Origin of the sequence: Vibrio sp. 1CM7H (assembly GCF_023161645.1) — a bacterium.
GTDB classification, from domain to species: Bacteria; Pseudomonadota; Gammaproteobacteria; order Enterobacterales; family Vibrionaceae; genus Vibrio; species Vibrio diabolicus.
Genome location: NZ_JALNTV010000001.1, coordinates 1,680,211 through 1,695,844, shown reverse-complemented (window position 1 = coordinate 1,695,844; position 15,634 = coordinate 1,680,211). Strand labels below are relative to the sequence as shown.

13 protein-coding genes are annotated in these 15,634 nt (G+C 45.1%); 8 read left to right on the top strand and 5 right to left on the bottom strand.

Going from position 1 to position 15,634, the window contains the following annotated elements; all coding sequences use genetic code 11:
- Window positions 1–46 precede the first annotated feature (46 nt).
- On the top strand, window positions 47–682 hold the full coding sequence (gene pdxH, locus MSG33_RS07400; protein WP_005392142.1) for a pyridoxamine 5'-phosphate oxidase: 636 nt from the start codon (window positions 47–49) through the stop codon (window positions 680–682).
- A gap of 71 nt (window positions 683–753) precedes the next feature.
- On the opposite strand, the gene MSG33_RS07395 is transcribed toward pdxH, so the two are convergent.
- Window positions 754–1,473, bottom strand: coding sequence for a helix-turn-helix transcriptional regulator (locus tag MSG33_RS07395; protein ID WP_248380424.1), 720 nt, complete (start codon window positions 1,471–1,473; stop codon window positions 754–756).
- Window positions 1,474–2,447: 974 nt separating this feature from the next.
- Here MSG33_RS07395 and MSG33_RS07390 point away from each other — a divergent pair.
- From MSG33_RS07390 to putP, 4 genes are all read left to right on the top strand, one after another.
- Complete coding sequence (locus MSG33_RS07390) at window positions 2,448–3,260, top strand: AraC family transcriptional regulator (protein ID WP_006740882.1); 813 nt, start codon at window positions 2,448–2,450, stop codon at window positions 3,258–3,260.
- A gap of 406 nt (window positions 3,261–3,666) precedes the next feature.
- A complete protein-coding gene (gene putA / locus MSG33_RS07385) occupies window positions 3,667–6,798 on the top strand; it encodes a bifunctional proline dehydrogenase/L-glutamate gamma-semialdehyde dehydrogenase PutA (protein WP_248380422.1) in 3,132 nt (1,043 codons plus the stop codon).
- A gap of 11 nt (window positions 6,799–6,809) precedes the next feature.
- Entirely contained in the window at window positions 6,810–7,517 is a 708-nt protein-coding gene (locus MSG33_RS07380; RefSeq protein ID WP_006740880.1) for a 1-pyrroline-5-carboxylate dehydrogenase, read from the top strand.
- A 136-nt stretch (window positions 7,518–7,653) separates the two neighbouring features.
- A complete protein-coding gene (putP, locus tag MSG33_RS07375) occupies window positions 7,654–9,147 on the top strand; it encodes a sodium/proline symporter PutP (RefSeq protein ID WP_005392162.1) in 1,494 nt (497 codons plus the stop codon).
- A gap of 124 nt (window positions 9,148–9,271) precedes the next feature.
- Here the strand turns inward: putP and MSG33_RS07370 are convergent, their stop codons facing one another.
- Window positions 9,272–9,805, bottom strand: coding sequence for a GNAT family N-acetyltransferase (locus MSG33_RS07370; RefSeq protein ID WP_006740879.1), 534 nt, complete (start codon window positions 9,803–9,805; stop codon window positions 9,272–9,274).
- A 182-nt stretch (window positions 9,806–9,987) separates the two neighbouring features.
- On the opposite strand from MSG33_RS07370, the gene MSG33_RS07365 reads away from it, so the two are divergent.
- Window positions 9,988–10,227, top strand: a complete 240-nt coding sequence (locus MSG33_RS07365) for an RNA-binding protein (RefSeq protein ID WP_005392166.1) — start codon at window positions 9,988–9,990, stop codon at window positions 10,225–10,227.
- A 58-nt stretch (window positions 10,228–10,285) separates the two neighbouring features.
- Here the strand turns inward: MSG33_RS07365 and MSG33_RS07360 are convergent, their stop codons facing one another.
- Window positions 10,286–10,840 carry a GNAT family N-acetyltransferase gene (locus tag MSG33_RS07360; protein WP_005392168.1) on the bottom strand — a complete coding sequence of 185 codons (555 nt, stop codon included), beginning with the start codon at window positions 10,838–10,840 and terminating at the stop codon, window positions 10,286–10,288.
- 384 nt (window positions 10,841–11,224) lie between these two features.
- Between MSG33_RS07360 and MSG33_RS07355 the strand changes: the two genes are divergently transcribed.
- Both MSG33_RS07355 and MSG33_RS07350 read left to right on the top strand, forming a co-directional pair.
- Window positions 11,225–11,473: a hypothetical protein gene (locus MSG33_RS07355; RefSeq protein ID WP_012842405.1), complete on the top strand. Its 249-nt coding sequence runs from the start codon at window positions 11,225–11,227 to the stop codon at window positions 11,471–11,473.
- A gap of 294 nt (window positions 11,474–11,767) precedes the next feature.
- Window positions 11,768–12,244, top strand: coding sequence for an Lrp/AsnC ligand binding domain-containing protein (locus tag MSG33_RS07350; RefSeq protein WP_006740877.1), 477 nt, complete (start codon window positions 11,768–11,770; stop codon window positions 12,242–12,244).
- A 124-nt stretch (window positions 12,245–12,368) separates the two neighbouring features.
- Here the strand turns inward: MSG33_RS07350 and MSG33_RS07345 are convergent, their stop codons facing one another.
- Window positions 12,369–13,076, bottom strand: coding sequence for a DUF445 domain-containing protein (locus tag MSG33_RS07345; RefSeq protein WP_248380420.1), 708 nt, complete (start codon window positions 13,074–13,076; stop codon window positions 12,369–12,371).
- Between the two features lie 591 nt (window positions 13,077–13,667).
- Window positions 13,668–15,518 carry an ABC transporter ATP-binding protein gene (locus tag MSG33_RS07340; RefSeq protein WP_104972120.1) on the bottom strand — a complete coding sequence of 617 codons (1,851 nt, stop codon included), beginning with the start codon at window positions 15,516–15,518 and terminating at the stop codon, window positions 13,668–13,670.
- Window positions 15,519–15,634 lie beyond the last annotated feature (116 nt).

Genomic DNA, 15,634 nt, shown 5'->3' with positions numbered 1-15,634 from the left:
CTCAGTATCGGGAGCACAATCGACAAAAACGAGTGAAGGAGTAAAGATGGAACTTGCTGATATTCGTCGTGAGTACACCAAAGGTGGGCTACGTCGTAAAGATTTGAAAGCTGATCCTATTGATCAATTTAATCTGTGGCTAGAGCAAGCGGTTGAAGCGGGTTTAACGGATCCGACTGCGATGACAGTTGCAACGGTTGATGAAAATGGCATGCCGTTTCAACGCATTGTTCTATTGAAAAACGTCGACAAAAATGGCTTTGTATTTTACACCAACCTAGGCAGTCGCAAGGCCCAGCAGCTTGAGCATAACAGCAATATTAGTTTGCACTTCCCTTGGCATCCGTTAGAGCGCCAGGTTCATATTACTGGTGTGGCGGAAAAGCTCACCGCCGTAGAAAATATGAAATACTTTACTTCTCGTCCAAAAGAGAGCCAATTAGCCGCAATCGCGAGCAAGCAAAGTAGCCGTATTTCTGCTCGAGGCGTATTAGAAGGTAAGTTTTTAGAGCTAAAACAGAAATTTGCTAAGGGTGAAATACCGGTTCCAACCTTCTGGGGTGGCTTTCGCGTAAAACCACAGAGCATTGAGTTTTGGCAGGGTGGTGAACACCGTCTTCATGATCGCTTTCTTTTCTCCCAACATGATGGAAGTTGGGACATTGACCGTCTAGCGCCATAAACTCTCTTGCCTCATGAATAAACAAACACCGCCACTTGGGCGGTGTTTTTGTAGGTGGAAAGTGGCGCGAATTATCGTTCTCCATTCAACACTACCGATAATTGATGCTTAAGCAGCGTTTTGGGTACAACAGAGCCGTAGCCAGCTTCCATTGCTTTATCTATTAGTTCGTTCTTGCTGTTCGCTGCAAACTTATTACGTAAGCGTGCGACGTGACCTTCAACGGTTTTTGTTGATATACCCATGACCTGAGAGATAAATTGTGGCTTCTTGCCGTAGAGCAGGAGGAAAAGCGTTTCTTGCTCGCGACATGTGAGCTTCTCTGGTTTTGGTTGTAAATCAGAGAAACGAAAGATGGATTGCTGATTAGGGTTGGTGCTGATTGCACGACAAACCCAATACCCCACTTCAATCACGGCGGTGTCGGTGAGTTCTCTTCCGTAGAAAATGGTCCCTACGATGTTACCATTGTCATCTCGCCACGGTGTTTTAGTAAAGATATGCGCTCGCCAGCGGCCATCTGGATAAGGATGGATATCAAGAATTTTGAGTGACTCACCAGTTTCGATGACGTGTTTATCTTGGCGTTGAAATTCTTGTGCACATTCAGTGGTTGGGCTTGCCATCTCAAAATCAGTTTTACCGATGCACTCCTCGGGCGACGTGTGTCCCAACAGTTCTGCGTATTCCTGATTTACGTAGCGGAATACCGAATCTTTATCTTTGCATCCCCAACAACCTGGTAGCTGTTTAAGGAGGGATTGTTCTATGGTATCGACTGAAATATTCACAAAAGGACTCACTACATACTGCTTTTACCAATACAGAGACGTCCGTGTTGCGTTGTTAATATTGACATTGCCAAGTAGGCAGTCACGTTGCTAGAACACGTTCGTTGATTGGCGCTCAATCCAATTAAGTTCATGGTGTTCGATATTTTCGTCACACAGCGACAAACAACAACGAAATTGAACGAAGAATTTAATTGGGAAAATGGTCTGTTTCATTACAGATATGTGCGCTCACGGATGTCCGCCTGATGCTCGGCTTACAACTCGTATCGTCCTTGATCATGCTTCCTACAACTCAGTTGTAATTTAGTTGGCGTTCATATCACTCATCGAGAGGGAGAACGGCGCCTAAGTCATATGAGAGGGACAGTGAGACGAAAGCTATAATATCAGCTTATGCCATTGTTTTCATTGTTGAGAAGCGAAAAAAAAGCCAGCCTGAAGACGGGCTGGCAACACAAGATATAATCTTGTCGACGTGTAGAAGAGGTTCTAAATTACCTAGCGAGGGTCTGCTAAGTAAGTTAGAGGTATCAATGAGATACCGAGAGCTTTAGATCGTATGCATCTTAAAGCTCGAGGACTAATGTATTGAATCAGAAGCATATTAGTAAGGGGGGAAATCCCTCTATGTTGATTTCAAGAGGTGGCTTTGATCTGTTTATGAGGCGATTTATCTATTTTGAACCGCAGTGTTCTACCAAATAACGGATTGTTCGGTAACAAGGATCTTTATATCTATTGGTTATGTATACGTAAGGTGCTTCTATCTATCCGTTTTTGTTAATAAAATTGGTTGCTCATTGACCGTAAGTTAACCTCGCATGATCATCGTTCCGGAACTATGATCATGTAAACCAACTTGATCATGCTGTTTTGAGCTTGTGCGATTGAGTTGGGGAAAAGTTGCAACCCAACAAGGAAGGTATATGATGCCAAGACGTAAGCTGACCGTGTAAAGACGACTGTTTAAAATGAGTGATTCAGATAACCCCAAAGCCCCGCCATATCAAGAGATTATGCTGCCTAAGCCAGCAGAACTGATCACACTTCCGTCTTATATGGACTGCCATGATCATTCTTACACACAGATCGTGATTGGTTTAAAAGGACAAGCCGAATTTGAAGTGCGTGGACGAGGTAATCTTGTCGGTCCTGGCCAAGGTTGTGTGGTAACCGCATGCTCTGATCATGCTTTCGGTGGCGTCATTAATCAATCGGATATTTTGGTGCTGAATATGCCAAAACCGACAAATGATGATCCTGAAATGCTGCAGAAAATCAATAATCTAGAAAGAGACCATGTCTACTTTCAGTTAGACGGTCAAATTCAGAAGCTGATACAGATGTTGGTTCAGGAAATGCGAAACCATCCGGATGATCTGCTGTTAAGTCGTGCGTGCAACGACACTGTGATTGCACTGATGCAGCGCCATATCTCGGCATTTGAGACTAGCCGAAAAGAGTCACGCTTTGATTTGGAGGCGATTGATCGCTACATCGAGCAGCACCTTAGCCATAAGATCAGTGTGGCTCAGTTAGCGGGACGAGTGTTTCTTGGGGAAAGTCAGTTCCATTGCTTGTTTAAGGAGCAGATGGGGATTACACCTCATCAATATGTTCTCGGAAAGCGTATCGACATGGCTCGTGAATTAATCGAGCAAGGCCACCTTTCTTTAGGGCAAATTGCCGAATTCACTGGTTTCTCAAGCCAGAGTACGTTTACTCATACTTTTACTCGCTTACAGGGAATATCGCCATCCCGCTATAAAAAACAAGTTGGATAACAACGCGTATTTTTAGGTCAAATTAGCAGCAATCAGAACAAAGCCATGCAATATGCATGGTTTTTTTGTGTTTTATTCACGTGACCTATCTCTCGTTTTGTTAAATTCTCTGTCCTTTGGTGTGACTGATATGCCACTTGATCCTACATTTTCTCTTAGAACGAGCGCTTCACAAAAATCTTATTGATATTCCTGACATTTTGTTGTGAATTCAATGAAAAAATTAAAATTTACAACACAAAATATTACCTATTTGAATGTGACTATGTGGATGTTTTGTTATAAAAGCGAGTTTTTGGCAAAAATGTCGTAGTTTTTGACAAGTATTCTTATCGGCCTCAAAATACACTGCCAGCCATTGATAATCCTCGAAGCGGTTTTCGAGGAGTGAGATTGAGGAACACACATGTTTACAGCTACGAACGTGTTGACACCGGAATTTATCGGGCAGCCGCTTGATAAGTTGTGGTCACTGATCTCGCCATTGTATATGGTGGACGAGTCTCAATGGCTAGAGCAACTATTGCCACTAGCGACGCCGACAGAGGATGAAAAATCGGCGATCACTACCCAAACGACCCAACTTATCGAAGCCATTCGTGCCGATAAGAAGTCAATCCAGATGATTGATGCTCTATTGTTGGAATACAGCTTAGATACTCAAGAAGGTATCTTGCTGATGTGTCTTGCAGAAGCATTAATGCGCATCCCAGATGCCGCGACAGCAGATTCTTTGATTAAAGATAAGTTGAGCGTAGCAGACTGGAAATCTCACCTGAAAAACTCTGACTCTGTGTTTGTTAACGCATCAACATGGGGACTTATGCTAACAGGTAAAGTGGTTGGCCTTGGTGAGCAAGGCACCCAGAGCCCAGGTCAGGCTGTAAACCGTCTGGTAAATAAATTCTCTGAGCCTGTGATTCGTAAAGCCATGTATCAGGCAATGAAGATCATGGGTCACCAGTTTGTTCGTGGTCGTACGATAGAAGAAGCGCAAAAGAACGGTCGCCCAATGCGCGACAAAGGTTTCACCTACTCATTCGATATGTTAGGTGAGGCGGCGTTAACCACAGCGGACGCGAACAAGTACTTCAAAGATTACCTAATGGCGATCGAAGCGGTAGGTCGAGAGACTTACGGCAATGACACCAGTCCTGCGCCTTCGATTTCCATCAAGCTTTCTGCATTACACCCGCGCTACGAAGTCGCAAATGAAGAACGTGTAATGACAGAGTTGTATGACTCACTAATGCAGCTATTGAAACGTGCAATTGAAGTCGACGTTGCAATCACAATCGATGCAGAAGAAGCGGATCGCCTTGAGCTTTCTCTGAAGCTATTTGAGAAAGTGTACCGTAGCGATCTTGTGAAAGGTTGGGGCAAGTTTGGTTTGGTTATTCAAGCCTACTCAAAACGTGCTCTACCAGTCTTGGTGTGGCTAAACGCACTCGCGAAAGAGCAGGGTGACCTTATTCCGCTGCGTTTGGTTAAAGGCGCGTACTGGGACAGCGAAATCAAGTGGTCTCAACAAGCGGGTTACGCTAATTACCCGGTATACACTCGCAAAGAAGCGACGGACGTTGCGTACCTAGCTTGTGCTCGTTTCCTACTTAGCGAAGGTGTTCGCGGTAATATCTACCCGCAATTTGCAAGCCACAATGCCCACACGGTGACGGCAATCGCCGTTATGGCTGAGCACAAAGAGTACGAGTTCCAGCGTCTACATGGTATGGGTGATTCACTGTATAACCATGTTATGGAAATGTATGGTCAGCCAGTACGTATTTACGCTCCTGTCGGTAGCCATGCTGATCTTCTTCCGTACTTGGTTCGTCGTCTGCTTGAAAATGGCGCGAACAGCTCGTTTGTACATCGATTGGTTGATGCGCGTTGTCCGATTTACGAGTTGACTCATCACCCTGTTGATGTGTTGACGGGTTTTGACACGCTACACAACGACAAGATCCCATTACCTGCCGACATCTTCCCTGAGCGTAAGAACTCATACGGCGTCAACATTGATATCGACAGTGAGGCGAAGTCATTTGAAGCGCAGGTAGAAAGTTTCATGGACAATCAGTGGGTTGCAGGCCCGATGATCAATGGTGAGCGTTTTGCCGAAAGCATGATCAAGGAAAATGCGGCTGAGATCATCACCGCACCGTACGATCGCCGAATTGAAGTCGGCAAGGTGGCATTTGCAACACTTGATCATGTTTCCGCTGCAATTGATGCGGCGCAAACTGCTTTCTCTGATTGGAAAGGCGTGCCTGTTGAGCAAAAAGCGGCTTGTTTAGAAAAGCTTGCTGACTTAATGGAAGAAAATCTGGCTGAGCTGGTGGCGATTTGTCACAAAGAAGCGGGCAAGACGATTCACGATAGTATTGATGAAGTTCGTGAAGCAGTGGATTTCTGTCGTTATTACGCGAAACAAGCGCAAAACCTACAGCCATTTGAGCTAGAGGGTTTCGATGGTGTGAAACGCATTTCTAGCCGTGAAGGTCTTGGTGTGTTTGTGTGTATTAGCCCTTGGAACTTCCCGCTGGCTATCTTCCTTGGTCAGGTAACGGCAGCACTGATTGCAAGTAACACTGTGGTTGCAAAACCTGCTGAGCAAACAAGCTTAATCGCCGCTCGCGCTATTGAATTAATGCTTGATGCTGGCTTCCCTGCTGGTGTGATTCAGTTACTTACTGGTCGCGGCGCTGAGATTGGTCATGCACTGACTTCTCATGATGCTATTGCTGGTGTGGCATTCACTGGTTCAACGGCAACTGCGCAACGCATTAACGTCACGCTTGCGGAGCGCAGCGCGAAACCGGTTCCGTTTATTGCGGAAACAGGTGGTCAAAACGCAATGATCGTGGACAGTACTGCATTGCCAGAGCAGGTGGTGCGTGATGTGATTCGTTCGGCGTTTGCATCTGCCGGTCAGCGTTGTTCTGCCCTTCGTGTTCTATTTGTACAAGAAGATGTAGCAGACCGTATGATCAACCTGATTCAAGGTGCGATGAATGAGCTGCATGTTGGTCTACCTTACCTACACAAAACGGATGTTGGTCCGGTTATCGACAGCAATGCAAAACAAAAACTCCTTGCTCACCTTGAGCAAATGAGCAAAACACAGACTAAAGTCGCTCAGCTACAGCTGGATGAATCGTGCCAGCATGGTGACTTTGTCTCACCAAGTGCGTTTGAAATCTCGGGCATCGATGTGCTGAAAGAAGAACAATTTGGTCCAATCTTGCACATTGTTCGCTTTAAAGCGTCTGAATTACCGAACGTGGTTGCGCAGATCAACAAAACGGGTTTTGGCTTGACGATGGGTATCCATAGCCGTAACGAAACCACGTACCGTTGGATTGAGAAACATGCTCGAGTAGGTAACTGCTACATCAACCGAGACCAAGTTGGTGCTGTGGTTGGCGTACAGCCGTTTGGTGGTCAAGGCTTGTCGGGTACTGGCCCGAAAGCTGGTGGTCCACACTACCTATTCCGCTTTACTCAACATCTTCTTGCTCAAGCAGAAAACGCATAAGGAGTCGCATTATGGTTCATCAGATCACCTATTTTAAAGATGCATTCTCTGCGTGGGAGCAGTGGAATCTGACTGATTTTGATTACAAATGCGAGCATGTTCTGGCATTTAAATCTGCATTAGAAGGGCAGCAGTCTACCGTTGCCAAAGTGGTTTCTTACCACTTGCAACAAGCATCAACTCTTCTTGCAGAAACTCACCAGTTAGTTGGCCCTACCGGAGAAACTAACGAACTGTATGCCGCAGGACGCGGTGTGGCTTTGGTGATTTGTGAAAACAACATCGAGCCTGCTGATAATGCGTTATACAGTGCTTTTGCAATGATCACCTGTGCCTTAATTGCAGGCAACAGTGTGGTCGTTTGCAGTGACAATGCAGAGCTAAACCAACTGGTTAAGCAAGCTGTAGCGTTGGCAAACTTCCCATCTAACTTAGTCCAGGTTGTTGCGTACGATGCGTCTGCCCCGTTGCTTGAGAGCGATGTACGTAGTGTGGGTTATGTTGGGCGTTCACAGGTTGAGCATGCGCTCAATCTTCAACTAGCTAAGCGTGACGGTGCAATCGTCGGCTTAGTTTCTGAAACGGATTTAGAGTCACCGAAATTGGCTCATGATCCTCATCTCTCGTTGCGCTTCATTACCGAGCGCACTCGAACGATAAATATTACCGCGGTGGGTGGTAACGCGACTCTACTCGAGTTGGGGAACGAAACTCACTAACCTGACTTGTAATGCCAATCTGGAGTAACTGGACTGAGAGCCGGTCCAGATTGGTTTTTTATACTCTGATGTATTGCTGAGACGGTAAAATATCAGGGCAGGCAAGGAAGGAAATAATTATAACGAGGACTATCTAATGATAGAAAATAGCTTTGCTATCACGTCCACTTTTGTGGCGTATTTACTGATTATGGTTGCTATTGGCGTTTACGCGTATAAGAGGACTTCCAATTCATCTGATTACTTCCTAGGTGGCCGTAGCCTAGGTCCGTGGCCTGCTGCATTATCTGCAGGTGCTTCAGATATGAGTGGTTGGTTGCTGCTAGGCTTGCCTGGCTATGCGTACGCTGCGGGTATCGAGGCCTTCTGGTTAGCCGGCGGTCTACTTCTTGGTACATGGGCAAACTGGCTCATCAGTGCAAAACGCCTACGTACCTACAGTATCCAAACTGACGCGTTAACGTTGCCAGAGTTCCTGTCACGTCGCTTCAACGATAAGTCGAAACTGATCCAGACAATCTCTGCGTTTTTCATTCTTCTATTTTTCCTTTTCTACACCAGCTCAGGTTTGGTCGCAGGGGGCAAACTGTTTGAGACGGTATTCGGTCTAGATTACACCTACGCTGTTATCATCGGTACGGTGTGTGTGGTTTCTTACACACTATTCGGTGGTTTCCTTGCGGTATCTTGGACTGACTTAGTGCAAGGTCTGCTAATGGCCGCTGCGCTAATGATTGTTCCTGTTGCTGTTATGGACGGTGGTCTAGGTCAGCTAACTTCTGATCTGCATGACATCAACCCAGAACTTGCTACGCTATGGAATGACGCCAAAGGTGAACCACTGTCTGCGATTGCTATCATCTCTTTAGCGGCATGGGGTCTTGGTTACTTTGGTCAGCCACACATCCTAGCGCGTTTTAAAGCGTCTCGTTCAAACAAAGATCTAACGACTGCACGTCGTATCGCTGTGATTTGGACTGCACTATCTATGGTTGGTGCAATGCTTGTTGGTCTTGTCGGTCTGGTTTGGGTTACGGGTCATCCCGGCACTCAACTAGAAGATGGCGAGAAGATCTTCATGCTATTGGTTAACGCAGTATTCCACCCTGTCGTTGCAGGTATGTTGTTAGCAGCAATCCTAGCGGCGGTAATGAGTACAGCAGACTCACAGCTCCTTGTTTCATCTTCAGCGCTTGCAGAAGATTTCTATAAGCAAGTATTCAAGCCAGAAGCCTCTTCTGAAGAAATCGTAATGATTGGCCGTATCGGCGTTATCGTGATTTCTCTTGTTGCGCTATTCCTAGCAATGACACCAGATAGTTCAGTACTTGGTCTTGTTTCTTACGCTTGGGCTGGCTTCGGTGCTGCATTTGGTCCTGCGGTTGTACTTAGCCTTTACTGGAGCGGTATGAACCGTAACGGCGCACTAGCTGGTATCCTTGTTGGTGGTATCACTATCGTTGTTTGGAAGCAGCTAACTGGCGGTTGGTTTGATGTGTACGAAATCGTACCGGGCATCATCTTCTCTACGCTTGCTATCGTTGTTATCAGCAAAGCGACAGGCGGTGCAGCGCAAGACGTATTAGACCAACATCAATCGTACGAGAAGAAACTAGTTGAACTAGACTAATTACTTCCTTTTACGAACACAAAGCCCGCTTATACAGCGGGCTTTGTTTTATCTGAACTTAATAAACGTTAATGGTGATTGCTTGAGGCCAGACTGTCACGTCGCTTTATTCTTTGTGAGTGTGTCAGTCACGACGAACTTTGGCGTAAATGACGGTGTTACTCAGCTCGCCAGAAGGCGCACGCCGAGCATTGCGTAGCTCACCTTCAAACTCATACCCACAGCGCTCAGCAACCGCACGACTTTTGCGGTTATTCGCATCGGCTAAAATCGCGATTCTTTTCGCGTCCAACGCTTCGAATGCATAGTTTTCAATCGCCGCTACCGCCTCAGAGATATAACCGTAGCCTACCGCGCGATCATCAAGCCAATAGCCAATCTCAAATGCCGGTATCTCTTGATCATGGATCATTAACCCAATGGCGCCGAGTAAACGATCGCTTTCCTTGTCGATTAGGTAGTAGCGCAACTCTTCTTCGAAGTTTTCAAAGTTTGCGATGGCTTTCTCTGTCCCTGCAATCATCGCTTCTAAAGTGAGCACGTGAGGTACCCATGGCAGGTAAACTTCAAGCGTTTTTTGGCTACGAACAACGGCCTGATGTGCTTCTTCTGCACGTTCCAAGCAAGCTGGGATGAGCTTTAAACGTTTGGTTTCCATGTCGAATCTCCTAGGCTTTTATACTCCAATCGTCTCGTAATGCAGGATTCAGAGCGTTATCACTAAAAATCATTTAAACAGAAACACTTAGAGACATCTAGCCTTTGCAAGAACATTATTCACTTGGTTTGTAAGGGAGAAGCTGAGAGAATTGAGGCGTTATAAACATAAAATGGTTTAATATGAAACTTCTAGTAAGAAACTTAGCTCGTGAGACGACAGAGCAAGACATCCGTACTCTGTTCTCAAACTACGGCAAAGTTGAGCTTTGCACCGTCGTGCTTGATCAAGAAACGGGTTTATCAAAAGGGTTTGGTTTTGTGATCATGCCGGATGAAGCCGAAGCCGTTGCGGCGTTGGAGGCACTAAACCTGTCTTCAGTACACAAGAGCAAGATTCGTGTGAAAGTCGCACAAGACTAGTATTTTTGCCTTTCAAGGTGAAAGATAAAACCAGCTGAGAGGCTGGTTTTTTAGTGCCTTAATTTTGAGAGGTTGCTACGGTTACTTGAGGCGAAAATATTTGCTGGTATACGCAGACTTCTCGTTCTTTTCCCTGCATTTTGATGATGTGATTGTCGATATACGTCATGCCCAACTTTTGAATGACTGATTGGGATTGTCTGTTTTCGACCAAGTGCATCGCTTTTAGGCCCGATAACTCAAAATGTGGTCTGGCAAATTGAATTAAAGCCATTGACGCTTCTTTAGCAAACCCATTACCCCAGTAATCGACGCCAAGCCAATACCCTAATGTGCCGACTCCCTTAGAAATGTTTAGCAAGCTAACAGCACCAATTAACGCATCGTTTTGACGTAGAGTAATGGCATATATGACCCCACTACGTTGGTGATATACGCCAACATGGCTCTTAATCCAAATTTGTGCCATCGGCTCTTCATAGGGATGAGGAATGTTTGCGGTCATATCAGCAATGCTCTTGTCTCCTGCGAGTCGTGCGACTGTTGCGCTGTCTGTCGGATGAAATGGGCGAAGAATAAGCCTTTCTGTAGTGAGCGTTGGTTGAAGCGTCATCGTGCGTCCTTGAGATGAGTCAGTATTGTGGAAATTGCAGATTCACACTGTAAATCAGGCGTGTTTAAACAACCAAGTAATGCCTGAATCGAAAATGTGAGTGAAAGCCATATTTAAAACGCCATAAAATTGATCATTGCAGATTGAAATAGCGAGTAGCAACAATTGCTTATGTGTGATGTGTCGTATTATTACACACATAAGCGCGTTCGTTCATAATAATGGTACAAAAGTTGAGGTCTGACCAATGTCTCAATTTTTTGATACTTTCGTCCAATTTTTTGAAGATAGGACACAAAAAATTAAAGGGGCTTTTTTATTGTGGAATTATTTTGAACAAAATATGTCAATTGTCAGTAGTACTGAAAAACAGGGAGAAGAGAAATGCCGGATATATATTGCGCAGCTTGTAGAAAATCAACGCAACATAAAGTGATCATGAAGCGTTGCGAGCCACAGCCCGTTGATTCGTTGACAGGTAAAGTGGTGAGTTTTACACAGCTGATGGCGAAATTTGTATCAGGTGAACACTACTACGAGATGGAACCACAATACTACTGCCGATGCTGTAATCATCGTGCAATTGGAGAAGTGATTCCTCATCCTACCAGGCATACGTCGGCAGCTCTCTAATTCAGAGCGATAGCTATGATTAATAGCTAAACAGGGCGGCTTGCTTGCCCCGCACGCCAGATCTATAAAGGCGTATCACACGCTTTCAAATTTGCGACTCTACGGGAGCCGCTAGATTACTTTTGTTCTTCATACTCGGTTATGGAGAGAGCGGCAGTAATCGCAGCCCTTTCCTTCCTTAGTTATTTTCGAATTATTCTCTGCTGAATTTCACATGCTGTGCATTTGATGGTTTGCAATTGTTTAAGCAACGATTAATGTGATGCTTCCTGAGTGGTTACAAGGATGTGGTTAATGAGTTACCAATTGGACCGGATTGATTTACACATTTTGAGAGTGCTTCATTCAAGAGGCAGAATTCCAGTTGTTGAACTCGCAAAGCAGATCAACTTAACGACCTCGCCGTGTTCTGACCGCGTGAAGCGGCTAGAAAAAGAGGGGTATATCAATGGCTACCATGCTGAGCTGAATGCGGAAAAATTAGGGTTGGATGTGCAAGTATTCATCCATATTCGCTTAGACCAAACCAGTTTTTCCATTTTTGAAAAGTTTGCGAAAGCCGTCGAATTGATGCCGGAAATTGAAGAGTGTTATTCGCTCTCTGGGGACTTCGATACCATGATAAAGGTTCGTGTTAAGAGTATGAAAGCGTATCAGGAGTTTATGTCGAGTAAGTTAGGCACGCTTCCGGGCGTGATCCAGACTCGTAGTGAAGTGGTAATTGAAGAACATAAAACAGGATTTGGCGTGAACCCGGAGCTCCTTGGTTAGGCGAGGCTGATGTCTATGACTGCAGCGCTTATGCGTTGAGCATATTATTTAACGTGACTTGGCGTATTACTTTTTCAAGATCAAAAAAGGAGCCGAAGCTCCTTTTTGATAAATCGGTGAGCGACTATGCGCCGATAAAGGTGCTGATAACACCAATTAAACCGCCAAAAACACCGCCCCAAACGACTAGCCAGCCAAGGTGTTCTTTAATCATTTTTTGCACCATTTCTTTGACCAGTACGGGTGTTAACTCGCTCAAGCGCTGATCAATGATGCCTTCAATGTTCTGCTTTATCTCATCCATCATAGCAGGAGATTCGAACTGCTCTTTCAGTGCTTCTTTGATGTTATCGCTCTTGCTCAACTCAATAATGGATTCTTGCATCTTTTCGACGAAAGGCTGCCGCATAGGTTGTAATGCCTCCGCGCCGCCAAACATTGCTAGCATGCCGCCAAATTGAGAGCCTTCGATCACTTCTACCAAAGAGTCAAACGCTGGGTTTAAATCCACTTTCTCAATCACAGGTTGAAGATCGATGTTTACACCGCCCGCCATTTCTTTGTTCAAGAATCGATCGATGTTCGCTTCGGTAAAGAACTGCTCCATCATCAAGTTTTTGATAGCCAGTTTAAACTCTTCAAATCGCGCGGGGATCACGCCAGAACCGTATAATCCAGGCACTTTCTCAAACAGCATGTGGATGGCAAGCCAGTTAGTGATGGCGCCTGAGAACGCAAACAGCCCTGCATACCAAAGGTAGTCGTTTTGTAATTGATGACCTCCAGCCATCAAAGCGATAGCGAGGACATTCGTTAGCAAACTTTTGTTCATAGTGACCAGTTATATGTGAATATCGGAATAAATAAGTGGGCCTGATTCTATACCTAAGTCACATTGAGATGCTAGGTTTTGCCGTGATGAGTGACCGTGTTGCGAAGGGATAAAAATGGATGTGCAGAAAAACAAAACCCGACAATTACTGTCGGGCCACTGCTTTTTCTTAGAAAAACTAAGATTCTATTTTTAATTTTAGATGCGGTAGATCTTACAACAAAGTTGGCATTTCCATCTTTCTGAGTAGCCGAATAGCTTGTCAGCCCAACTTGGTTTGAGTTGTACGATCTGCATTGAACCACATTTACACATAAGCTAATTACCTTATTGTTAATCTAATAACTAAGCCATCTATTGAGTATAGCTGTTTCTCAAAAAGTGAAATGACAAATGAAGACGGCTCAAAACTCTGTATTGTGTTCATTGCAATGGATACGCAACGAGGCGGTATATTAGCAGAAAAAATGTGAGCTTTATCATGGAGGGTGTTTCATATATGAGAAACTATAATGGCTATATGAGTATAGGGTTATCAATAAAAATGAAAAACGGCGCTTCATGCGCCGTTTTTATTGGGTTTCTTGCTAATTAAGAAACGTGTTGATTTTCTAACTCTTCAGCGATAAATCCGCCAGTTTGATGCGCCCAAAGCTGGGCATAAATACCGTTGTTCGCGATGAGCTCTTGGTGAGAACCTTGCTCAACAATACTGCCTTTATCTAGCACGATGAGGCGATCCATTTGTGCGATGGTCGACAATCGGTGCGCAATCGCAATAACGGTTTTTCCTTGCATTAACTCATTCAAGCTTTCCTGGATGGCTGCTTCGACTTCTGAATCCAGAGCCGATGTTGCTTCATCCAGTACCAACAATGGTGCATCTTTGAGTAGCACACGAGATATTGCGATACGCTGACGTTGGCCGCCAGACAGTTTCACACCACGTTCACCAACTTGCGCATCGTATCCGACATTACCAAATGGGTCGGTCAGAGTTTCAATAAACTCATGGGCATGCGCTTGCTTAGTGGCTTTCAGCAAATCTTCTTCTGTCGCATCTGGGTTGCCATACAAAATATTGTCGCGAATCGAGCGGTGCAGCAGAGAAGTATCTTGGGTCACCATACCGATCTTTGAACGCAAAGAGTCTTGTGTGACTTCAGAGATGTTCTGTCCATCGATCTTAATGCTGCCGTCTTCGACATCGTGGAAACGAAGTAACAAGTTCACCAGAGTTGATTTTCCGGCGCCGGAGCGCCCAACCAAGCCGACTTTCTCTCCTGGTTTGATGTTGAGATCGAGGTGGCTAATCACGCCTTTGTTCTCACCGTAATGGAAGCTGACGTTATCAAAGTGAATGCCACCTTCAGTGACAACTAAGTCTTTTGCGTCTGGTTTATCTTTAATATCAATTGGCTTAGAGAGCGTTTTCATTCCATCGACTACGGTTCCCATATTTTCAAAGAGGGCGCCAACTTCCCACATGATCCACATCGACATACCATTTACGCGTAATGCAAGGCTAACAGCAATCGCAATCGCGCCAACGCTGATGGCACTATCCAACCACAGGTAAATCGATAAAGCAGCAACGGAAAACACCAAAATATAGTTTGAGATCTCTACAGCAACGTCAAAGCCGGTCACTAGGCGCATTTGACGATAGACCGTATTCAAAAATCCCTTCATCCCTTGCTCAGCATATTGGGTTTCGCGCTGGCTATGAGAAAACAGTTTGACCGTCTGAATATTGGTATAGCTGTCGACGATGCGTCCGGTCATTGTCGAACGTGCATCGGCTTGCGCTGAAGCGACATCTTTGAGCTTAGGGACAAAATAGATTTGGATAGCGATGTAAGCGAGCAGCCAGACGATCATTGGGATCATCAAACGCCAGTCTGCCGTCGCTAACATAATTATCATGCTTGTGAAGTAAACCGTAACATAAACAAACACATCCATAGCTTTCATGACGGTTTCGCGCACAGCTAGTGACGTTTGCATGACTTTAGTTGCAACTCGGCCTGCAAAATCATCTTGATAGAAGTTTAAGCTTTGATTGAGCAAATACCGGTGTGCAAGCCAGCGGATAGACATTGGATAGTTGCCCAATAATGTTTGGTGAACGAGCAACGAATACACGATCACCAAAATGGGCATGACAACCAACAATAAGGTTCCGTAGAAAATTAAATCTGCTTTATTGTCTTGCAAGAACGTTTCTGGATTGCTGGTAGACAACCAATCAACCAATTGTCCCATCGCGCCAAACAACATAACTTCAACGACAGCAACAATCGTGGCCATCAAAGACATGATGATCAAAGGCTTTTCGTAGCCGCGGGTGTAATAACGTAAAAAAGCGAGCATCCCTGAAGGAGGCTGATCTGGTGTGGATTTGGGGAACGGCTCTGTAAAGCCTTCAAATCGTTTAAACATAACTCATCCTAAAGTTAAAACAGTGCCATTTGGGGTGGCTAAATCCATCGATTCACGCAGCTTTGGACGAAGCCGCGTGTATAAGAGTTTTTGGCTGCTCTCGAGAAAGCAGACGG